General features: G+C 68.7%; 15 protein-coding genes and 1 pseudogene. 5 read left to right on the top strand and 11 right to left on the bottom strand.

Annotated features, from left to right (window positions below; all coding sequences use genetic code 11):
* Positions 1-31: 31 nt before the first annotated feature.
* The 8 genes and pseudogenes from ACFPFG_RS25540 to ACFPFG_RS25505 all read right to left on the bottom strand — a co-directional run.
* Positions 32-136: pseudogene (locus ACFPFG_RS25540) on the bottom strand (helix-turn-helix domain-containing protein); the annotation flags it as partial.
* A 191-nt stretch (positions 137-327) separates the two neighbouring features.
* Positions 328-2,424 carry a BCCT family transporter gene (locus tag ACFPFG_RS25535; RefSeq protein ID WP_183019893.1) on the bottom strand — a complete coding sequence of 699 codons (2,097 nt, stop codon included), beginning with the start codon at positions 2,422-2,424 and terminating at the stop codon, positions 328-330.
* A gap of 186 nt (positions 2,425-2,610) precedes the next feature.
* A complete protein-coding gene (locus ACFPFG_RS25530) occupies positions 2,611-2,907 on the bottom strand; it encodes a hypothetical protein (protein ID WP_084027320.1) in 297 nt (98 codons plus the stop codon).
* A 39-nt stretch (positions 2,908-2,946) separates the two neighbouring features.
* Positions 2,947-3,474, bottom strand: coding sequence for a DUF2867 domain-containing protein (locus ACFPFG_RS25525; protein WP_183019894.1), 528 nt, complete (start codon positions 3,472-3,474; stop codon positions 2,947-2,949).
* A gap of 89 nt (positions 3,475-3,563) precedes the next feature.
* Complete coding sequence (locus tag ACFPFG_RS25520) at positions 3,564-9,626, bottom strand: alpha-2-macroglobulin family protein (RefSeq protein ID WP_380108767.1); 6,063 nt, start codon at positions 9,624-9,626, stop codon at positions 3,564-3,566.
* Between the two features lie 441 nt (positions 9,627-10,067).
* Complete coding sequence (locus ACFPFG_RS25515) at positions 10,068-11,066, bottom strand: Bug family tripartite tricarboxylate transporter substrate binding protein (RefSeq protein ID WP_380108765.1); 999 nt, start codon at positions 11,064-11,066, stop codon at positions 10,068-10,070.
* Positions 11,067-11,091: 25 nt separating this feature from the next.
* The gene (gene argH, locus ACFPFG_RS25510; RefSeq protein WP_012207114.1) at positions 11,092-12,573 is read right to left on the bottom strand and encodes an argininosuccinate lyase; all 1,482 of its coding nucleotides are present in this window, start codon (positions 12,571-12,573) and stop codon (positions 11,092-11,094) included.
* 129 nt (positions 12,574-12,702) lie between these two features.
* The gene (locus tag ACFPFG_RS25505) at positions 12,703-13,458 is read right to left on the bottom strand and encodes an IclR family transcriptional regulator (RefSeq protein ID WP_183019900.1); all 756 of its coding nucleotides are present in this window, start codon (positions 13,456-13,458) and stop codon (positions 12,703-12,705) included.
* A gap of 126 nt (positions 13,459-13,584) precedes the next feature.
* On the opposite strand from ACFPFG_RS25505, the gene ACFPFG_RS25500 reads away from it, so the two are divergent.
* The 5 genes from ACFPFG_RS25500 (at position 13,585) to ACFPFG_RS25480 (ending at position 19,341) form a co-directional block, all read left to right on the top strand.
* Positions 13,585-14,838, top strand: a complete 1,254-nt coding sequence (locus ACFPFG_RS25500; RefSeq protein WP_380108762.1) for a thiolase family protein — start codon at positions 13,585-13,587, stop codon at positions 14,836-14,838.
* Positions 14,835-16,355 carry a class I adenylate-forming enzyme family protein gene (locus ACFPFG_RS25495; RefSeq protein ID WP_183019902.1) on the top strand — a complete coding sequence of 507 codons (1,521 nt, stop codon included), beginning with the start codon at positions 14,835-14,837 and terminating at the stop codon, positions 16,353-16,355. Before ACFPFG_RS25500 ends, ACFPFG_RS25495 begins: the two co-directional genes overlap by 4 nt.
* Positions 16,356-16,384: 29 nt before the next feature.
* The gene (locus ACFPFG_RS25490; RefSeq protein ID WP_312372810.1) at positions 16,385-17,368 is read left to right on the top strand and encodes a Bug family tripartite tricarboxylate transporter substrate binding protein; all 984 of its coding nucleotides are present in this window, start codon (positions 16,385-16,387) and stop codon (positions 17,366-17,368) included.
* A gap of 121 nt (positions 17,369-17,489) precedes the next feature.
* Positions 17,490-18,599 carry a sensor histidine kinase gene (locus ACFPFG_RS25485; protein ID WP_183019904.1) on the top strand — a complete coding sequence of 370 codons (1,110 nt, stop codon included), beginning with the start codon at positions 17,490-17,492 and terminating at the stop codon, positions 18,597-18,599.
* Complete coding sequence (locus tag ACFPFG_RS25480; RefSeq protein WP_183019905.1) at positions 18,580-19,341, top strand: LytR/AlgR family response regulator transcription factor; 762 nt, start codon at positions 18,580-18,582, stop codon at positions 19,339-19,341. Before ACFPFG_RS25485 ends, ACFPFG_RS25480 begins: the two co-directional genes overlap by 20 nt.
* Before the next feature lie 178 nt (positions 19,342-19,519).
* Here the strand turns inward: ACFPFG_RS25480 and ACFPFG_RS25475 are convergent, their stop codons facing one another.
* The 3 genes from ACFPFG_RS25475 to ACFPFG_RS25465 all read right to left on the bottom strand — a co-directional run bounded on the left by ACFPFG_RS25475 (position 19,520) and on the right by ACFPFG_RS25465 (position 21,950).
* Complete coding sequence (locus ACFPFG_RS25475) at positions 19,520-21,007, bottom strand: aminotransferase class V-fold PLP-dependent enzyme (RefSeq protein ID WP_197955334.1); 1,488 nt, start codon at positions 21,005-21,007, stop codon at positions 19,520-19,522.
* 27 nt (positions 21,008-21,034) lie between these two features.
* Complete coding sequence (locus ACFPFG_RS25470; protein ID WP_183019907.1) at positions 21,035-21,505, bottom strand: Rid family detoxifying hydrolase; 471 nt, start codon at positions 21,503-21,505, stop codon at positions 21,035-21,037.
* 232 nt (positions 21,506-21,737) lie between these two features.
* Positions 21,738-21,950 carry a hypothetical protein gene (locus ACFPFG_RS25465; RefSeq protein WP_183019908.1) on the bottom strand — a complete coding sequence of 71 codons (213 nt, stop codon included), beginning with the start codon at positions 21,948-21,950 and terminating at the stop codon, positions 21,738-21,740.
* Between the last annotated feature and the right edge of the window lie 83 nt (positions 21,951-22,033).

The following is a 22,033-nucleotide window of genomic DNA, read 5'->3' as shown; positions in this document are numbered from 1 at the left end:
GACGCTTGTTCGTGAGGGACAGCGACCTTGCTCAGGCGGCCAGCAGGCTGCGGGGCGTGCAGCCGAAAGCCTTGCGGAAGGCTCGGCTGAAGTGCGCCGCATCGGAGAACCCATGCGCGAAGGCCGCCTCGGTCACGCTGTCCGCCGGGATGCCGTGGCGGCAGACCACCTCGTGCCAGTAGTCGAAACGATGGCGTGGCTCCTGCGAATGGGTAGAGTATTCGAGCTGCATGGCAGCGCCCAGTATCCGCAGGCGGCCGCCGGCTGGCACCCCGGTGTTTACCCAAAGGCCCGGGGTGCCGCGACGGCGGCGCTGCCAGGCACGGCTCAGCTGTGGCCCGGAGCCCGGTTCAGCAGATGCGTGCGCTGGTCGGCGCTCAGCGACAGGTAGCGCTCGTAGTGGCGCAGGATGTCGGCGATGACTTCCTCGCTGCGCAGGTACTGGATATCGTGGCCCAGGCGACCGTCCTCGAAGAAGGTGATGGGCTCGTAGACATGGCGCCGCTCCTGCTCGCTGGCCGCCTCGCTCACCAGGAAGGTGGGCACCGTGCGGCGTGTGGCGCGCACGCCGTAGACAAAGTCGCGCAGCGAGGGATCGGGCACGGTCAGGCGCACGGCGCCCTCGCCGTCCAGGTCCTCGGTGACCACGGCCTGCACGCCGCGCCTTTGCATCTCGGCGGCCACCTCGTTCATGGCCGGCAGCACCACGCCGGCCAGGAACCTGCGCACATCGGCGCGCGAGGGCTGGTGCACGATCTGCTCCAGGCGCTTGCGCCAGTGCTGGCCGCTCCAGAAGCTGGTGGCCGGGGCCAGGTCGGGCGAGAAGTGCGCGCGGTCGGCCTGCAGCCCGCGCCACAGCCCGTAGCACAGGGCCAGCATGATGACGGCCACCGGCAGGGCCGCCACCAGGGTCATGGCCTGCAGCGCCTTGAGGCCGCCGGCCAGCATCAGCACCATGGCCGTCACGCCCAGCACGGCAGCCCAGAACAGCCGCTGCCAGACCGGCGAACGCGCATGGCCGCGCGAGGCGATGTTGTCCACCACGAAGGCCCCGGAGTCCGCCGAGGTGACGAAGAACACCGCGATCAGCACGATGGTGAGCCAGGCCACGGGCTTGAACCAGGGCAGGTACTCGAAGAAGCGGAACAGCAGCGCATCCACGTTCGAGGCCGTCTGCCCCAACGCGCCCATGGCCACGTGGGTGTCTATCCAGATGGCGCTGTTGCCGAAGGCCGTCATCCACAGCAGGTTGAAGGCCGTGGGCACCAGCAGCACGCCGGTCACGAACTGGCGGATGGTGCGCCCGCGCGAGATGCGCGCGATGAACATGCCCACGAAGGGCGACCAGGAGATCCACCAGGCCCAGTAGAGGATGGTCCAGCCGCCGAACCAGCCTTCCTGGCTGGGCGGCTCGTAGGCGAAGGTGCGGAACGACAGCTGGACCAGGCCAGACAGGTAGTTGCCGATGTTCTCGCTCAGCGCCTCGAACAGGAAGACCGTGGGCCCGGCCACGATGACGAAGGCCAGCAGGATGAAGGCCAGCACGAGATTGAACTCGCTCAGGCGCCGCACGCCCTTGTCCAGGCCCGAGACGGCCGACAGCCCGGCCAGGCAGACCACGATGACGATGACCGAGATGCGGAACAGCGCCGTGGAGGTGTCCCAGCCCGTCACCGTATGCAGGCCGGCGGCCAGCTGCAGCGCGCCATAGCCCAGCGTGGTGGCGATACCCGCGATGGTGCCCACCAGCGCGAAGGCATCCACGCTGTGACCGATGGGGCCGTTGATGCGCTTGCCCAGCAGCGGATACAGGCCCGAGCGCATGGTCAGCGGCAGGTTGTAGCGAAAGCCGAAGTACGCCAGCACCAGGCCCATGGTCCCGTAGACGGCCCAGGCATGGAAGCCCCAGTGGAAGAAGGTGGACTGCAGCGCCTCGCGCGCGGCAGCCGGCGTGGAAGGCACGGCCGTGGGCGGCTTGAGGAAATGCTGCAGCGGCTCGCCGACACCGAAGTACATCAGGCCGATGCCCATGCCGGCGGCGAACAGCATGGCGGTCCAGGAGATGAAGCTGAACTCGGGCTCCGCATCATCGGGACCCAGGCGGATATCACCGAAACGGCTGGACGCGACGAAGATCAGAAAGACCAGGAACAGCGTGACCGAGACGGCATAGAACCAGTCCATGTGCCCCACCACCCAGGCCTGGGCGCTGGAGAACAGCCGGTCGGCGCTGTCGGGCATGAGGCCGCAGTACAGCAGCAGCAGGCCCAGCACCAGCAGGGAAGGAATGACGACGGGGCCGGAGAACGTGATGCGCGGTGCAGGCTCGGCTGGCGATGGTGTGGCCGTTTGCGGCGCATCCGGTGGCGCAGCCGCCGGTGGCGCGGGTGGCGCCGGTCGGGGATCGGTGGTCGTGTCTGGCATATACCCTCTCTCTTGTGATCAATGGTGTGCCCGGGAACCGATTCGCAATGGTGGCGGCCCTGCCCTTGTGGGGTGGGCCGCGTTCCCTGCTCGGGGGATGTCCGCCGGGCAAAGGCCGCAAGTATGCAAGGGCGGCGTGGAAGCAGGCGTCGGACGCCAACGCCAAAGGCTTCCGATTTGCTGACTTCAGGGCCGACGCCCCAGCACGCTGCTCCAGCGCGCCAGCGCAGCCAGTACGGCGGGCCAGAACACGGTATTGGCAATGTCGTGCAGGCTGGCGCCCCAGCGCCAATACCCCAGGCTCGCGATATCGTCGCGCATGTCCAGCAGCTCGCCCGTCATGGCCACCGCCAGGGCCGCCAGGAGGGGCGTCCAGCTGCCCAGGGGTCTGCGCAGCACGGCGCAGGCGGCCAGCGCCACCGTCAGGCCCACGTAGATATGCAAGGCGTCCTTGGACAGCCCCGAGGCACCCACGACGGCCATTTTGATGGCCTGGACAGCCGACGGCTCCATCCGCAGCTTTCAGCCGGCCAGCCTGGCCACCACGGCCGGGGCGATGACGCGGTGCGCCGGCGTCACGCCCAGCATGTAGATGCGGCCCAAGGCATTGTGCACATGGACCACGGTGGACATGGCGGCGGTGAAGGTGCCGGACGGCGCGCCCTCGGGGCCGGGCAGCCGCATGAGGGAGACCTGCACGTCCAGGTGCCGGTCGCTGTCGCCCAGCACCACTTCGCTGTCGCTCAGGGCATGGACACGGAAGATGCCGGCGCGGTCGCCCACGCGGTAGCTCGATGGCTGGCGCTGCGCATCGACGCCGCTGAGCGTGCCCAGGTCCTTGATGCCGAAGGGCGCCACCACGCGGTTGCGCAGGCGCATCAGAAAGTCGATCCAGCCCGGCGTGCGGCCCACGCAGCGCAGGTACAGCGCCATGGGACTGCTGCCGTCGTCCGGCAATTGCAGCTGGTAGCTGTCGTGGAAATAGGCGGTCTTGAGGCGGTCCTGCAGGGCGCTGCCCGCGGGAACCGGAGAGAGAATGACTTGTGCCATGGAGCGGAGGGTGATGAAAAAAGGGGGCGGTCCTGCAGCCATCATAGGCCGCAGGGCCGCCCCCTTGTCAGGGCGCCATCAACGCTGCATCAGCGCTTGTCGCCCACCTTGATGCGGGCGTTGGGAACCTCGCCGAACATCTCGGGCGCATACAGCGCCTCCACCCGCGTGGGCGGCAGCGCGAAGTCGCCGGCATTGTTCAGCCGCACGGTGTACTCCACGCGCGTATTGCCCTTGGGCAGGTACTGGTAGTAGGCGCGGTAGGCCTCGAAGCTGCGCTCTTCATAGGCCAGCCAGCCCGAGCCTTCGGCGCGCTCGCCGCCCGAGGCGATCTCCGAGTCGCGCCCCAGACCACCGCCCAGGATGGTGGCGCCCGTGGGCACGGGGTCGGTGATGGCCACCCAGGTCATGTCGGTGCGGGCCTGTACCTCCAGCGTGACGCGCAGCACGTCGCCGCGCGAGTACTGGCCTGCGGGCAGGCTCTTGTCGGCCTGCTCCACGGGCTTGACCGTGCGCGTGACGGTGTAGCCGGCACTGAACGGCGCCTTCAGCTGCACGGCCGCCACCGACTGCAGCGTGAGCCAGGGCTTGCCGGTGCCCTGCTGGGTCACCGTCAGCTGGCCCTTGCGGGCATCACCCACCGCGCTCCAGGGCAGGAACATGGTGTTGTTGCGCAGGCCGCCGACCACCGTGGTCGCGCCGAAGCTGGACGCCTGGTGGGCCGCGCCCTCGGTGTCGCTGGCGCGCATGCGCGTGACCTGGCTCCACTCCACGCGGGCCTGGGACGCGCCCAAAGCCGCCTGGGTGGCGCCCGTCACGGGCGTGGCCTCGAACTGCTGCGAGAAGCGCTGCAGTGCCAGCGCGCCCCACAGGTTGGCCGTGGTCGTGCCCCAGGCGCCGTTGCTCTGGCGCGAGATGAAGCCGTTGGCCAGGCGCGGCAGCTCTTCCTTCCACGTCGGGTCGTCCATGTTGACCAGCATCAGGCGGGCCAGGTTGACCTCGGGGCCCTGCATCAGCCACCACCACTGGTCGTCCTGCTCGTTGCTGAAGGCCACGCGCGTGCCCTGGTAGCTCAGGCGGGCGCGCAGGATCTGCTGGGCCTGGGCCAGCTGCTGTTCGCGCTGGGGCAGCTCGCGCATGTGCTTGAGCAGGGCCACCCAGTCGATGACGGCATGCGTGGGCCAGTCGTTGGGCGCGATGGTGATGCTGTCGAGCATGCGCGGATTGGCGCGGCCCGTCAGCGCCAGCGCCTGGATGGCGGCCAGCTTGCGCATGTCCAGATCCTTGCGCGGGCTCCAGAAGCTGCGCTGGATGCGGCCTTCGACGAAGGCGATCAGGCCGTTTTCCATGCGCTCGCGCTCGGCCGCCGGCAGCACGAAGCGCTTGTCCACGCCCTGCGCCAGTGCCGAGAGGTTGAGCAGGTGGGCCGTCAGCGTATCGCTGCCGCGGGCCGCACGGCCCGAGCCGTCGCCTGCCAGCGGGAAGTAGCTGGCCAGGCCGTCGCTGTCCAGGTAGCTGGGCAGTTGGCCCATGGTGGACTGCCACAGCGTGGCGTCGCTCATGCCCACGGCCTTGCTGGTGACCTGCTCCAGGCAGCTGTAGGGATAGCGCGCCCACCAGTCGCGCACGCCAGGCAGGCCTTCGGCCAGCTTGGGCGCCAGCGACATGCGCAGGCCGCCGCGGCCGGCCAGCGCATCGGCCGGCAGTTGCACGGGCAGGTTGATGCTGCCATCGACCTGCATCAGCGTGCCCTGCTGCACCGTGAGCGGCACGGCCGGGATGATGCGCTGGCTGACCTTCAGCCTGTCGCTGGCCGGCTTGTCACCGCCTGCGGTGTCGCGGGCCTCGATCTCCCAGATCAGCGCCTCTGCGCGCGTCTGGCCCAGCTGGGCCGGCGCCGTGACGTTCCAGGCCACCTCGCGCGCCTCGCCCGCGGGAATCTCCACGGTCTGCGCTGCCAGCTCCAGCAGCGTGGCACGCGGCGTGACCTGCACCTTCATGGCCTTGGCCGAGGTGTTGCGCAGCGTGACCATGGCACGGAACTGGTCCTCCTCGCGCACCAGCGGCGGCAGGCCGCTGATGATCTGCAGGTCCTGGGCCGTGCGGATGGGCGCCTGGCCCGTGCCGAACAGCGCCACGCCATGGTCGGCCACCGCCACCACCTGGAAGGTGGTCAGCGAGTCGTTGAGCGGCACGCTGACCTGGGCCTTGCCCTGGGCATCGAGCACCACGCTCGGATTCCACAGCAGCAGCGTCTCGAACAGCTCGCGCGTCTGGCTGCGGCCACCGCCGCCGCCAGCGGCCACGGCCTTGCGGCCGTAGTGGCGCCTGCCGATCACCTCCATCTGCGCGGTCGATGTCTGCACGCCCCACTCGCGGCGGCGCAGCATGGCGTCGGCCAGCTGCCAGCTGGTATTGGGCATGAGCTCCAGCAGGGCCTGGTCCACGACCGCCAGCGCCACCTCGGCGCCAGCGGCGGGCTTGCCGTCGGGCAGCGTGGCGCTGATGGTGAGCTTGGCGGTGCCGCGCACCTGGTAGCTGGCCTGGTCGGCCGTGACCTTGACGTCGATGCGATGGGCCTTGGTGCCCACGCGGATCTCGGCCATGCCCAGGCGGTAGGCGGGCTTGGACAGGTCGACCAGGGCCGTGGGCGCGATGTACTCCTTGCCCTCGTGCCAGAAGGCGTTCCACCACTCGCGCGGCGCCTTGAAGCCCCAGGTGAAGAAGCTGTACCAGGGCACCTCGCGCAGTCGCCCGCGCAGGGCCAGCACGCTCACGTAGACGTTGGGGCCCCAGTCGGGCTGGACCTTCAGCTCCACGGTAGGGTTCTGGCCATTGAGCTGCATGACCTGGGTGCTGACGATGCCTTCGCGCTCCACGGCGACCAGGGCCGTCGCATAGCGGAAGGGCATGCGCACCTGGAAGCGCGCGGTCTCGCCAGGCTCGTAGCTGCGCTTTTCGGGCAGCACGTCCATGCGGTCATGGTCCTCGCCGCCGAACCACAGTTCGCCCTGGCGCGTGACCCAGACGCTGGAGGCGGCCTGGGCGGGCCGGCCATCCTTGTCGGAGGCGGTGACGATCAGCTCCACCTCGCCGGGCTGCGACAGCTGGGCTTCGCACTGCACCATGCCCTGGGCATCGCTGTTGCCCGTGCATACCGTGCCCATGGACTTGAGCGTGGTCTGGTTGTCGTAGCTGTAAAAGCCCCCCACCAGGCGCTTGCGGCTGCTGGTGGTGACGCGGGAGATGGCCTCCACCTTGACCGGCACGCCGGCCTGGGGCTTGCCGTCCACGCCCAGCGCCAGCGCCTGGAACTGGAGCTTGCGGCCCGTGGTGATCCAGCTTTCGGCGCGCACGCCGGCCACGATGGCCGCGGGCCACAGCATCTGCGTGCTGCGCAGGGTCTGCACCTCGCCGTTGGGATCGGCATAGGTGGCCTCGATCAGCAGCTCGCGCGGCTCGCGCAGCTTGGGCAGGTTCTCGATCTTGAGCTTGCCCAGTCCTTCACGGTCCAGCGTCACGGGCAGCTTGTCGGCCACCACCTTGCTGTCCTGGGAGGCCGTGGCCTCCTCGTCATCGCTCTGGCCCGTGTCCTGGGCGCTGCGCGGTGCCGAGAAGCTGAAGCCCTGCCAGTCGCTGCGGTCCGTCCAGGTGGAGCGCACCAGGGCGGACACGCGCACCGGCAGGTTGGCCGCCGGGCCGCCGGAGACGTAGTTCACCTGCACCTGCACCGGCAGGCTGGAGACGCCGACCAGGGCCTGCTTGCCTTCGGGGCCCACACGGCCTTCGAGCACGGGCAGGCGGAATTCCTCGACACGGAAGCTGCCCGTGCCGAAGCGGTTGTTGCGCCCGCGCGAGCCGTTGCCATCGCCGCGCAGCTCCACGGAATACGAACCGAGCTTGGCGCCCTTGGGCACGGAGAAGCTGTTTTCCGCGCTCAGGCCGCCGGTGCCCGTGGAACGCCACTGCAGCGGCTGCGTGTACTGCTGGCCGCTGCCTTCATGGGTGATGACCAGTTGCGTGGGCCGCTGCTCGGGCAGCGCAAAGCCGCCCTGCCCCTGGCCGATGCCGGTCTGGGTGCGCATCAGGTGCTTCATGGACACGGTCTCGCCGGCGCGCAGCAGCGTGCGGTCGAAGATGGTGTGGGCCACTTCGTCGCGCTGGGCGCTGCGGCTGGTGGGCACGTTGAAGCGCCAGGACTCGATGCCGCGCTGCCAGTCGCTCCAGGTGAAGGCCAGCTCCTGCTGGCCGTCCTTGCCCTGGGCGCGTGCGCTGACGAAGTAGGCCGGCGAGCGGTAGCCGACACCGCCCGTGCACTGGGGCGGCTCGGGCGACAGGCCGTCCAGGCGCGCCACGCCGCTGGCGTCGGTGGTGGCCGAGGTCAGCACCTTGCCATTGCAGTCGGAGACCTGGATCTTGGCATTGGCCACGGCCTGGCCCTTGTCCAGCGTGGTCACCCAGGCGGCCGCGTTCTCGCGCCCGAGCTTGAAGTGCACGGACAGATTGGTCACCAGGGCCGAGGTGCGCACATACATGCTGCGCGCCGAGCCGTAGCGCTCATCGAGCAGCGACTGGCCCAGCAGCGGCGAGGCGATCTCGACCACGTGAAAGCCCGGCGTGAGCGGAATGCCCACCACCTCGAAGGGGCGCGGATCGCCCTTGACGGGCTTGGGCAGCTCCAGCGTCTTGACGTCGCCCTGGCCGGCCAGCAGCGACAGCATGCGCGTCTGCACATAGTCGCGGTTTTCGTTGTCGATCACGGGCGGCAGCGGGCCCTTGATGTCGCGAGAGGCGCGCTTGCGGTCCATGTCGGAGGACTCGTAGTCCGCCACACGGCGCATCCAGGCGATGATCTCGGCATCGCTGCCGGGCTGCTTGGTGCTCACGCGGCTGGCATCCAGGGACCTGGTGGCCAGCTCGGACTCCACATTGCGCAGCGTCACGGGCAGCAGGGCCGGGCCGTCCGGGCCTTCGGCATAGCGCTCGACGATGCCGAAGGGCGAGGCCGCGAACTTGGCCAGCGGCGGCAGCGCGCCCGTGGCCACCTGCAGCGGGAACATGTCGCCATTGCTCAGGCTGCGGCCCGCCGCGTCCTTGAACTGCGGCGGCAGCTCCACCGTGTAGCGCGCCTGGGCCTGCATGGTGGGCGGGAAGCTCAGGTTCTGCACCAGCGAATCCTCGCCGAGCTTTTCGCCGTATTCGCCGTCGATCACGGGCGCCACCTTGGAGGCGCCGCTGCTCAGGCGAATGCCCTCGGCCAGCTTGCGCGGCACGGGGGCATTGAAGCTCAGGCGCATGGGGCGGATCGGCAGGCAGGCGGCCTGGGCGTTCTCGCGCTCGCAACTGAACTCGGCCGCGAAGGGCTCGCGCACGCGGTACTCGAAGCGCTTGTCCTGGCGGCTGGCCACGCCGTTGGGCGTGGCAATGCCGGCACCGAAGACCAGCTTCATGGTCGTGCCCGCCGTCAGCCGGCGGTTGCAGGCCAGCGTGGCGTACTGCAGCGGGTTCTTGGCGGCGGCCTTGTCCCAGCCGCGGTGCTTGAGCAGCTCGTCGCGCTCCTTGCCGTCGATCAGGCGCACGGGAATGCGCTCGCCCACGCCTTCGGCCGTGCACCACATGTGCTGCTGCAGGCTTTGCACGGTGGCCGGGCCCGACAGGCGCAGCGCGAAGTACTGCTCCTCGTCGATCTGTTCATAGGTGTCGGGCGCCATGTCCAGCACGGCCGGGCCGCCGGTCTGGAACTGGTAGCTGGCAGCGCCCGTCACGGCCGTGCCCGCAGGCGACTTGTAGCCGGCCACCAGCTGGGCCGTGCAGCGCACGCCGGGCGGCAGGGCCTGCTTGAAGTCGAACACCCATTCGCGGTCGCTGTTCCAGCGGCCCGTGCCCTGGGTGGCCGCCGCATCGCTGCAGCTGAGCGTGACCGGCGCGGCCGCCTTGGGGTCGCCAAAGCGCACGGCCGTGCCATCGAACTGCACCACCACCTGCTCGACCTTGGCCACCTCGCCCTGCGGGCTGAACTGGCGCACGCCCACGGCCTGCGCCGTCAGCGCCACCGATCCCAGCAGCAGCCCCAACCCCCACCGGCCCCAGGGCCGGCTGTGCGCCGGAGCCCCCTGCAACCCACTGATCGCTTTCGTGCGAAGCACCCCCATGGCAATCCCTTCTGTCGGACTCAGATGGCCCGCTGTTTTCTTGGAATGAGCAGGCTTTCAGCACTGCGATGCGAGCTGCCCGCATGACACGCTGCAAATGCAAATGAAAAACCCTGCGCTGCAGGCAGGGCTCGGCGGCAAGGGCTGGAACAAGGCGCTGGCCTGTCGCCCGCATGCACCGAATGCAGGGCCGCATCCACTGCGGCTGAAAACCACTGCGCGGGATGATACCGGGCCGCATCCGCTGCAGGCCCTGCTGCGGGTGCACGGAACCGCGTCTGCGGTGTATCCATCTGTAAGACATCGACGCATGAAAGCGTCATATATGTCCGATCACAAGGATTCGCGCCACCCACTGGCGCCACCCACTGCGCTGCCGGCTCCGGCGATGGCCGTACCAAAACACGGCGCTTGCCGGCAGCGGGGACCAGTCCGCAGGTCTTACTGAGGCTGGAAGCCGCTGGTCCGGATGATGCGTTTCCAGACCTGGGTATAGGCCTGCTCGCGCTCGGCCAACTGTGCGGGCGGCATGTGGCCCACGGTCAGGCCCAGGGCGGTGAGCTGCTCGTGCACATCGGGCTGCTTGAGCACGGCGGCCACGGCGGCGGAGAAGCGGTCGACGAAGGCCTGGGGCGTGCCGCGCGGCGCGTAGATGCCGTAGTAGGGCGTGTCCTCGAAGCCCTTGACACCCTGCTCGGCCAGCGTGGGCACTTCGGACATGGTGGCCTGGCGGCGCGTGCCCAGCACGCCGATCACGCGCAGCTTGCCGGCCTTGTGGTTTTCCATCAGGTCCTGCACCGAGGCGATGCCGGCAGGAATCTGGTTGCCCAGCATGTCGGCCAGCATGGGCGCGCTGCCCCGGTAGGGCGCGGCCACCAGGTCCAGCTTGTAGTGCTCGGCCAGCAGTCTGACCAGGAATTCCGGCGTGGAGGCCGGCGCGGGAATGCCGATGCTGCCGCGCTTTGCGCCCTGGCGCACCCACTCCACATACTCGGCGAGGTTGTGCGCCGGCGTGTTGGCGGAGACCGCCAGCGCGTTCACGAAGGTGGCAAAGCCGGCCACGGGAACGAAGTCATGGGCAGGGTCGAAACCCGGCTTCTTCACCACCTGGGGCAGGATGGAGATGGTGTGGTCGTGCGTGAGGAACAGCGTGTGGCCGTCGGCCGCAGCCGCCTTGAGCTGCTGCGCCGCGATCTGCCCGCCCGCGCCGGGGCGGTTGTCCACCAGCACCGTGGTGCCCAGCACGTCCTTGAGCCGGTCGGCCAGCAGGCGCGCGATGGCATCCGTGCCGCCGCCCGGCGGAAAGCCCACCAGGATGCGTATGGCCTGCCCGGGCTGTGCCCAGGCCAGCGGAGCCAGGGCCGACGAGGCGGCAACGGCTGTCACTGCGCCGGCAGCGCGCAGCGCCCCGGTCAGCAGTTGGCGGCGGGAGGATGTCATGGCGTGGCTCCGGCGAACGGGGGAATCAGCCCAGGCGTGCGTTCAGGCGTGCATTCAAGCGCGCCTGGTGGCCAGCGAGCTGCTTGCGCACCTGGGCCGGCGCCGTGCCGCCCAGTGTGTTGCGCGCATTGAGCGAGCCTTCCAGGCTGAGCGCTTCGAAGACATCGGCCTCGATGCCGGGGTTGAAGGCCTGCAGTTCGGCCAGTGGCAGCTCGGTCAGGTCCACGCCCTTTTGCGAGGCCAGCTTGACGGCATGGGCCACGGTCTCGTGCGCATCGCGGAAGGGCAGGCCCTTCTTGACCAGGTAGTCGGCCAGGTCGGTGGCCGTAGCGTAGCCCTTGAGCGCGGCGGCGCGCATGGCTTCGGCGTTGACGGTGATGCCGCCCTTCTTGCCGCCCGTGGCCGGGTCGGCCTGGCCGCCGATCATCTCGGCGAAGATGCGCAGCGTGTCCTTCAGGGTGTCCACCGTGTCGAACAGCGGCTCCTTGTCTTCCTGGTTGTCCTTGTTGTAGGCCAGGGGCTGGCCCTTCATCAGGGTGATCAGGCCCATCAGGTGGCCGACCACGCGGCCGGTCTTGCCGCGTGCCAGCTCGGGCACGTCGGGGTTCTTCTTCTGCGGCATGATCGACGAGCCCGTGGTGAAGCGGTCGGCGATGCGGATGAAGCCGAAGTTCTGGCTCATCCAGATGATCAGCTCCTCCGACAGGCGGCTCACGTGCACCATGCACAGGCTGGCGGCCGAGGTGAATTCGATGGCGAAGTCGCGGTCGCTGACGCCGTCCAGCGAGTTCTGGCAGACGCCTTCCATGCCCAGGGTGCGGGCCACGCGCTCGCGGTCCAGCGGGTAGGTGGTGCCTGCCAGGGCGGCGCTGCCCAGCGGCAGCACGTTGACGCGGCGGCGCAGGTCCAGCATGCGCTCGGCGTCGCGCTTGAACATTTCCACATAGGCCAGCAGATGGTGGGCGAAGCTCACGGGCTGGGCCACCTGCAGGTGGGTGAAGCCGGGCAGGATCACGTCCACGTTCTTCTCGGCCACTTCGACCAGGGACAGCTGCAGCTCGCCCAGCAGGCCCTCGATGAGGTCGATCTCGCCGCGCAGCCACAGGCGCACGTCGGTGGCCACCTGGTCGTTGCGGCTGCGGCCTGTGTGCAGGCGCTTGCCGGCGTCGCCGACCAGCTGGGTCAGGCGGGCCTCGATGTTCAGGTGCACGTCTTCCAGGTCGAGCTTCCACTCGAACTGGCCGGACTCGATCTCCTGCGTGATCTGCGCCATGCCCTTGCGGATGGACTCGTGGTCGGCGGCGGCGATGATGCCCTGGGCCGCCAGCATCTCGGCATGCGCCAGGCTGCCCGTGATGTCGGCCTGCCACAGGCGCTTGTCGAAGAACACGCTGGAGGTATAGCGCTTGACCAGATCGCTCATCGGCTCTTCAAAGAGGGCGGACCAGGCCTGGGCCTTGGTGTCGAGCTGGTTGTGCGAGGCGGACGTTGGTTGATTGGCAGACATGTGAGGGCGACGGGCGTCGAAAAACCGCGGACGGCAACGCGGCCGCGCAAAGCAGGAAACCTGGATTCTATCGGTCCGCACCAGGCCGACGCGTCCAGGGGCCTGTTCAGGCGGGCATGGGGTGCTCCCCTAGAGGCCCCCGGCCCCATGCCGCGCCATCAGCGCGCGCATGCGGCGCGCCACTTGCTCCTGGCGTTCGCGGCCCATGCGCTGCTTGATCGAAGCCACGCTGATGCCGCCGACGATGTTGCCCAGCGGATCGCGCAACGCCACGCCCACGCCCACGACGCCCGAGACGGCATAGTTGCCGATCACCGCATGCCCGGCACTGCGGGCCTGCCGGACCATGTCGCGCAGGGCCGAATCGGTCAGGTTGCGGTAGTAGGCCAGCCGGTCCCGGTTGGCGCGGATCAGGGCCTCGGCATCGCGCGCGGGCATTTGCGCCAGCATGGCCAGCCCTCCTGCGCCCACGCCTATGGGCTGGCGGTGCCCGACGCTGACGGCCAGCGCCTGGATCATGTAGGTGCCGATGGCGCGCGCAATGCACAAGGTATCGAAACCGCTTTGCACCACCAGGAAGGTGGCATCGCCCGTGTCCTGGGCAATCTGCTCGAGCAGCGGCCCGTAGGTTTCCTGGATGGGCGCCTCATGGGCGGCCGCCTTCGCCAGTTGCCCGCAGTACCGGCCCAGCACGTAGCGCTTGCCCGTCTCCTGCTGGCCCACCAGCCCCTCCCGCACCAGACTGGCCAGCAGCCGGTGGACGGTGGGAGGCTCCAACCCGCTGAGTTGCACCAGATCCGTCAGCCGGACCCCCGACGGATGGTGAGCCGCCACGAGCTTGAGCAGCTCGACCCCGCGTTCCAGCGTTTGCGTTCCGTGTGCCATTTTCCAAATGCTGGAAGTTTGTGGTTGAACCAGCGACAAATTCTATTCTTGCCTTCAGGCGGAATGGCAAGTCGGGCATCAAGGCTTCCACATTCTGGAAGAAAACCCAAGGAGACAGGAAGGCATATGGAAGTTTTCATCGCAGGCATTGCGCACACCCGGCTGGGCCGGCATCCGGACCAATCGGTCAAGCAGCTGACGCGCGAGGCCGTGACGGCGGCGCTGGCCGATGCGGGCCTGTCGCGGGGCGACATGGATGCAGCCTGGTTCGCCAACGTGCGCCAGGGACAGATGGAGGGGCAGAACTCCATCCGCGGCCAGTGCGCCCTGACGGCCATGGGCTTTGGCGGCCTGCCGATCTTCAACGTCGAGAACGCCTGCGCCAGCTCCAGCTCGGCGCTGTACCTGGCCTATGCCGCAGTCAAGGCGGGACTGCACGACGTGGTGCTGGTGGCGGGAACGGAGAAGATGTACTACCCGGAAAAGCGCCAGGCCATGATGGAAGCCTTCTTCGGGGGCACGGATGTCCATGATATGCAGGGCACCTGGGATGCGCTGCAGCACCTGGGGGCGGGCGTGGGGCCGGCCACGGCCGGGGGCGGCGACTGGCGCCAGCAGAGCTTCTTCATGGACGTGTATGCCTCGCTCGCCCGCATGCACATGAAGATGTACGGGACGACGCAGGCGCATTTCGCGCATGCGGCCGCGAAGAACCACGGGCATTCGGCGCTGAACCCGCTGGCACAGTACCGCACGCCCATGAGCGTGCAGGACGTGCTCGATACACCGCCCATCGCCTGGCCTCTGACCCGGGCCATGTGCGCGCCGATCTCCGACGGTGCCGCGGCCGCCGTGGTGTGCAGCGAACGGGCGCTTGACAGGATCGCCCGCGCCCGCGCGGTGCGCATCCGGGGCATGGGTGTGTCCAGCGCCACGCACCGGCCCGCCGAGGCGCTGGCAGCCCATTGCGTCAGCCTTGCGGCCGGGCGTGCCTACGGCGCTGCGGGCATTTCGGCCGGCCAGATCGATGTCGTGGAAGTGCACGATGCCTCGAGCTTCGCCGAGATCCTGCAGATCGAGAACCTGGGCCTGTGCGCGCGCGGCGAAGGCGGCCCCTACACGGCCAGCGGCGCCACCACCCTGGGCGGCGAGTGCCCGGTCAACGTCTCGGGAGGCCTGGTCTCCAAGGGGCATCCAATCGCCGCCACGGGCCTCATACAGCTGCATGAGCTGGTCACGCAGCTGCGCGGGGAAGCCGGCGCGCGCCAGGTGCGCGGCGCCCGGATCGCGGTGGCCGAGAACGGCGGCGGTTTCCTGCGCGTCGAGGATGCGGCCGCCGTGGTCACCGTCCTCGACAACCCCTGGGAAGGCCGCCCATGACGCCCATAGACTTCCTCTGGGCCGGCGTGCGCCGACAGCCCGACGCCGATGCCGCCATCGAGCTGGCCGCCGACGGCTCCATCGCCGGGCGCCTGAGCCATGGCGACCTGGCCCGGCAGGTCCATGCCGCGGCCGCAGCCCTGCAGCGAGTCTCGGGCCGCGCCCGCCCGACCGTGGCGCTCGCCAGCCACAACAGCCTGGCCATGCTGGTGTGCATTCTCGCCACCTACCACTGCCGCGGCGTGCTGGTGCCGCTCACGCCCGGCAATCCCCAGCCCGAGCTGCGCCAGCAGATGGACACGGCCCGGCCCGACCTGGTCGTGCTGGATGGCAGCGCCCGCGAACTGGCCCGGGGCCTGGACATTCCCGTGATCCATCTGGCTCCCGTCCCCGGGCAGACGCCGGAGTTCGCGCAATGCCAGGGGCTGCAAACCCGGATCGAGGAGGCCGGCGGCGAAGACACCATGGCCATCAAGTTCACGGGAGGCTCCTCGGGACGTCCCAAGGCCGTGCTGCAGTCGGTGCGCTGCCTGAACACCATGGTCTCCTCGCTCATGCAGGTGTTCGGGTTCACACCGGACGAGCGCTTCGTGCTCGGCCCGCCGATGACGCACGGCGCGGGCACCTTCGTGCTGCCCGTGCTCGCGGCCGGGGGCTGCCTGGTCATCATGGACGGAGCCAAGGCCGACCGGCTGCTGGACGCGCTGCACGCGCACCAGGCCACGGGCTGCTGGGTACCGCCCACCCTGCTCTACCAGTTGCTGGACCTGCAGGCCGAACGGCCACGTCCCCTGCCCGGGCTGCGCAACCTGCTGTATGGCGGGGCCGGCGCCACCTTGCAGAGGCTGCGCCAGGCGCGGACCCTGCTGGGGCCGGTGGTCGGCGTCACCTACGGGCTGACCGAGGCACCGGTGATCATCGCCGGCATGCCCGGCCATGCCGGCGCCGATGACGCCAGGCTGGGCAGTGCCGGCCGCGCGGGGCCACTGACGCGGCTGGCCGTCATGGACAGGGACGGCCGGCTCTGCCCGCCGTTCGAGTCCGGCGAGATCGTGGCCCGGGGCGACCTGCTGATGAGCGGCTACCTCGGCATGCCAGAGGAGACAGAGGCGGTGCTGTCCGACGGCTGGCTGCGCACGGGCGATGTCGGCCACCTCGACGACCAGGGCTACCTGTTCATCAAGGGCCGGTCCAAGGACGTCGTCATCTCGGGCGGCTTCAACGTCTACCCCGGCGATGTCGAGGAGGCGCTGTCCCAGCACGCAGACGTCGCCGAAAGCGTGGTCTTCGGGATTCCCGATGCCCATTGGGGCGAACGCGTGGAGGCGGCGGTGGAACTGCGCCAGGGGCGCCAGGCCAGCGCCGAGGAACTGCGCAGCCATGTGCGCGCGAAGCTGGGCGCGGTACGCACGCCCAAGGCCATCCACATCGTGGAGCAGTTGCCGCGCAATACCCTGGGCAAGGTGCAAAAGCGCCAGCTCAGGAATGAATTCATCCAGAAATACAGCGCGCCATGAAGCCGCTGGCACCCGCAGGAGACCAAGACATGCAAAAGCGCACCCTCATCCAGACAGGCCTGGCCATGCTGGCCGGCGGACTGCTCGCCGCCAGCCCCGCGGCGCAGGCCCAGGACTACCCCGCCAGGCCCATCAAGTTCATCGTGGGCTTTCCCCCGGGCGGCTCCACGGACCTGGTCACGCGCATCGTCGCGGCGCAGATGTCCGAGACGCTCAGGCAGCCCATCGTGGTGGAAAACCGGCCTGGCGCGGGAGGCAACATCGCCTCGCAGTTCGTCGCGGGCTCAGCGCCCGACGGCTACACCATCTACCTGGGCACCCTGGCCACCCACGGCATCAACCCGGTGCTGCAGAAGAACCTGCCCTTCGACCATATCAAGGGCTTCACCATGATCAGCCAGATCGGCTACTACACCAACCTGGTGCTGGTGAATCCCTCCACGCCCGCCAAAACCCTGGGCGAGTGGATCAGCCTGGCGCGCAAGGCGCAACGGCCCATGAACTATGGCTCGCCGGGACCGGGCACCTCCCCCCACCTGACCGGCGAGTACTTCCGGATCCTGACCGGCGTGGACCTGACCCACGTGCCCTACAAGGGCAGCGCGCCCGCGCTCACCGATCTGGTCGGAGGCCAGCTCGACGTGATGTTCGACAACCTGCCTTCCGCGCTCGGCCTCGTGCAGTCGGGCAAGCTCAGGCCGCTGGCCATCACTTCGCGCGAGCGCGTCGCCCAGTTGCCCGAGGTTCCCACGGCCATCGAATCGGGGCTGCCCGACATGGTGGTCGATGCCTGGGTGGGCGTCATGGCACCGGCGGGACTGCCCCAGCCGATCCTGGACAGCCTGCACAAGGCCATCGTCTCCAGCGTGAACACGCCGCAGGTCCGCAGCCGACTGCAGGAGCGTGGCGTCACCATCCGCACCTCCACGCCCGCCGAGTTCCTGGCCTACGTGAAGTCGGAGAACGAAAAATGGGCCAGGGTGGTGCGCATCTCCGGAGCCCAGGGCAACTGACGCCTTGCCCGGCCAGGGGCGGCACGGGCGGCGGGCGCTGGCCAGTGCGCCGGCGCATGACCATAATCCGGGGCATGCGGCCCGTGGGCCGCGCCCATCCTGTCCGACCGCCAGCCCGCACGTGCCGCCTTCACCACCGACCGCCCCGCCGCCGGCCACCCCGCCTCCATACGCCCCGCACCCGGCGCTGGTCTTCGACGCCTGCAACGTCGGCGTGGTGCTGCGTGCCGTGCTCTTCGTGCAGGCCGTGGCGGCCACGGCTGCGATGTTCGGCGCCGACTCGCCCCTGCAGTGGCTGGAGAACATGGCCCTGCTGACCGGCGCCAGCCTGCCCGGCACCCTGGTCTGGCTGGTGGCCGCCTGCCTGCTCAAGCACCCGCTGCAGCGCCTGCCCTCCACCGGGCAGTATGCGGCCGGCGTGCTGCTGGGCATGGCGGCCGGGCTGTATGCCTGCGCCATGCTGCAACTGGCCGGCGGCACCAGCGCACCCTGGCTGGCCAGCGCCATGTCCGGCGGACTGCTGGCGGCCCTGCTGGTGGCCGCCCTGGTGCTGCGCGCACGCGGCCACACCCCAGCCGACACGCAGGCGCGGCTGGCCGAGCTGCAGTCGCGCATACGCCCGCATTTCCTGTTCAACACGCTCAACAGCGCCATCGCCCTGGTGCGTGCCGAGCCCGCCAAGGCAGAGGCCCTGCTGGAAGACCTCAGCGACCTGTTCCGCTACGCACTGGCCGAGCCGCACAGCACGACCACGCTGGCCGAGGAGATCGAGCTGGCCCAGCGCTACCTGGCCATCGAGCAGGTGCGCTTCGGCGACCGGTTGCAGGTGCGCTGGCAACTGGACCCCGGCGCCCATGGCGCCCTGCTGCCGCCCTTGCTGCTGCAGCCCCTGGTGGAGAACGCCATACGCCATGGCGTGGAGCCCAGCGCGCGCGGCGGCAAGCTGCAGGTGCGCACCGAGCGCCGTGGCGATCTGGTGGAGGTGCGCATCACCAACACCCTGCCCACCGAGACCGATTCCGCCAGCGCAGCTGGCACGCGCGGCAACGGCATTGCGCTGGCCAATGTGCGCGCCCGGCTGTCGCTGCTGCACGACCTGCAGGCCCACCTCACGGCGCGCACGCTCAAGGGCCATTTCGTGGTGCGCATCAGCCTGCCGCTGGCTGCGCCTGCCAGCCCTCCCACGAAGACCGTATCGAAGAAGAAGGACCATGCACATCCTGATCGTTGACGACGAAGCCCTGGCCCGCGCGCGGCTGCGCACCCTGCTGGCCGATGTGCAAGCCTGCACGGGCAGCGGCCCGCACCAGGTCAGCGAGGCGGCGGACGCGCGCCAGGCCATGGCCGTGCTGCAGTCACCGGGCCCGCGCGCCGTGGAACTGGCGCTGCTGGACATCCACATGCCGGGCCAGGACGGCCTGGCCCTGGCGCACGCACTGCGCCGCCTGCCGCTGCCGCCCGCCGTGGTCTTCGTCACCGCCCATGCCGGCCATGCGGTCGAGGCCTTCGACCTGGACGCCGCCGACTACCTGACCAAGCCTGTGCGGCGCGAGCGCCTGCAGCAGGCCCTGGCCAAGGCTGCACGCACGGCGGTGCACCAGACGGCAGAGCGCGACAGCGGCCCCGTGCTGCTGATACAGGACCGGGGCACCACCGTGCGCCTGCCCCTGTCCGAAGTGCTCTACCTCAAGGCCGAACAGAAGTACGTGACCGTGCGCACCGTGGGCCGCAGCTACATCCTCGACGGCGCCCTGGCCGACCTGGAAACCCGCCACGCCGACCACCTGCTGCGCGTGCACCGCAACGCACTTGTCGCCCGCAGCGCCCTGCGCAGCCTGGAGCGCCACGACGACCCCACCGAAGGCGAAGGCTGGGCCCTGCGCCTGCACGGCATCCCCGAACTGCTCATGGTCTCGCGCCGCCAGCTCCCCCAGGTCCGCGCCGCCATCCGCGACGAAGGACAGCCCGGCTGACGATGAAAGGCTGCGGACAGCGCTCCGCGCCAGAAAGCACGCCCCCAACACAAGCATGGCCCAACGCGAGGGACACCGAGCAAGGGCCGCCCCGCAGCGAGGGTGTCGTCCCCCTCCCCCGCGAAGCGGGTAGAGAGGCGCCGTGCAACGGGGGAAGGCGCGTAAGCGCCTCAGGGGGTCAAGCCATCTTTCTAGACAAATCCCACATCGCATCCACCAGCAGATCGATGTCCCGCGCGTCATGCCACAGGTGCGTGGAGACGCGCACGCCGTAGTGCTCTGCCGCCGCGCCGATCACGGGGAAGTTGGAGTTGCGGATCACGAAGCCCTGCGGATAGTCGCTGAGCATGCGCGCCACGAAGGTCGATGACTTGGTCCCGTTCATCACGTCGTCCTTGTTCTGGAACGGGTTGAAGCAGGTCAGCGCCGACAGCAGCTTGGGATCGTCCTTGGGCGAGTACAGCGAGTCCACGCCCCAGCGCTCGACGATCTTTTCCTTGAGGTAGGACGACAGCGTCAGGTCATAGGTCTCGATCTTCTTGCGGCCGATGCTGTCCCACTGCGAGCAGGCCTGAGCCAGCGCCAGGAACATGGGCGTGTGCACGCTGCCGCAGGAGGTGACCGAGGCGGCGATGTCGTAGGTCTCCTTGGCCGTGGTCGTGCGCTCCAGCGCCGGGTAGGCACTGGTGTGCACCGGGTACCACTTGGGCAGGGGCAGCGGGTTGGAGGCGCGCATCTTGTTGCGGATGATGAGGATGCCCGTCGAGCCCGGGCCGCACTGCCACTTGTGGCCCGCGCCGGACATGAAGTCCATGCCCAGCTCCGCATAGTTGTAGGCCATCATGCCCGGCAGGTGGGCGCCGTCCACGATGCTGATCAGGCCATGCGCCTTGACCACGCCCATCAGGTCGGCAATGGGCAGCATGGTGCCGGTCTTGTAGGTGGGAGAGGACCACATCATGGCGCGCACGCGCTTGCCCTGGGCCTTGAGCGCGCGGATGCGCTCGTCGAACAGGTTCACGTAGGTGGCGGCCGTCTGGTTGTTGCCCACGGGCAGGGCAATGCGCGAGACCTCGATGCCGTAGCGGTCCTGGGCGATCTTCAGGGGCGTGTCGCCGCCGCCGTGCTCGTGGTTGGTGGTGACCACCACGTCGCCGCGCTGCCAGTCGATGCCCAGGATGGCGTGGCACATGCCCGAGGAGGTATTGGCCGAGAAGGCCAGTTCGTCGGCATCCACGCCAAAGCCCGGCGCCACCTGCTTGCGCAGGTCCAGCAGGTTGCTGTAGCCGTTGCCCGAGTCGGCGGCCTTCTTGCGGTTTTCGGTATCGAACACATCGAGCACCAGCTTGGGCATGGAGCCGGCCGTGCCGATGTTCATGTAGGTCTTCTCGGGCTTGAGGATGAACATGTTCTGCACGTCCGTCCAGAAGGCCTCGTCGCGCATGAGCTGCTCGCGCAGGGCCTCGGCCGAGGTCTGGGCGTTGCTGCTGCCGCAGGCGGCCAGCAGCGGCCCCAGCGTGGCCGCGCCGGTGCCGTAGCCCAGCATGCGCAGGAAGTCGCGGCGCTTGGAAGTCCAGCGCGCGGGATAGCCGGATTCGCCGGCGGCCGCAGTGGCGGTCAGGGATGTGGCCTGCTCGGCCGCGATCTGGGGGTGTCGTGCGTTCATGCGGTCCTCCTGTCGTTGCGCAAGCGGTCAGCGGCGGCCGACGATGGCCGAGATTTCGATCTTCACATCGCGCGGCAGGCGCGCCACTTCCACCGTGGCCCGAGCGGGGGCGCCGGTCTTGAAGTACTCGCCATAGACCTTGTTCATGGCGGCGAACTCGTTGAGGTCCTTCATGAAGACCGAGGTCGAGAGCACATCCTCATAGCCCAGGCCCTGGGACTTGAGCTTGGCGCCGATGTGGTCGAGCACGGCGCGCGTCTGCTCTTCGATGGTGGCGCCCTGGATGGCCGTGCCCTGTGCGTTCAGCGGCAGCACGCCCGAGAAGTAGATGGTGTTGCCATGCGCCACCATCTGCGAGTACGGGCCGATGGCCGGGTAGATCTGCGTGGTGGACAGCACCTCGCGCTTGTTGGGCGCAGCGCAACCCACCAGCGCCGCGGCCGTCACCACCACCCCGCATGCCAGCGCCACGCGCCGCAGGTTCATTCGAATATCCATGGTATTGCCCTTCTCAAAAAAAATACAAGCTGCCACTGCCGTGCCACGCATTACTGCATCGGCACCCTGGAAACACTTTGTCACCACTAACCCACTCATCAGAGCTGACCTGAATCACCGATACAAAATGATTCAAACTCGTGATTTCACGGAGAAATTCTAGGCATGGATCAGGAGCATTCGATAATGAATTTTCCCCTACGCACCACTACGCAAACGGACCCACGCAGTGCTACGCAGCGCTTCGACATTCTTTGAAAACAAAGGCTTGGCATGGAATCTGCTGGTCTACCACCGGCACATCAGGCATCAGAGGTACGGCGCACCACAATACGGCAAAACGATTATCCAAAACCCCAAAAAGGGGAGTACGCACCAAGAAATGGCATCTCGCCTCTCCAGTATTCACGGGATATTTCTTTCGCGCCCGAAAATCATTTTCCATGGTGTTTTCCTTGGGATATTCAAACGTCTTTTCACGCGCGCGTGAATCCGCGTGAATCCGCATGGATATACAAGGCGCACAGG

The sequence above is a fragment of the Delftia deserti genome (assembly GCF_042653485.1).
Classification (GTDB): domain Bacteria; phylum Pseudomonadota; class Gammaproteobacteria; order Burkholderiales; family Burkholderiaceae_C; genus Comamonas; species Comamonas acidovorans.
This window is presented reverse-complemented; position numbering and strand designations above follow the sequence as displayed.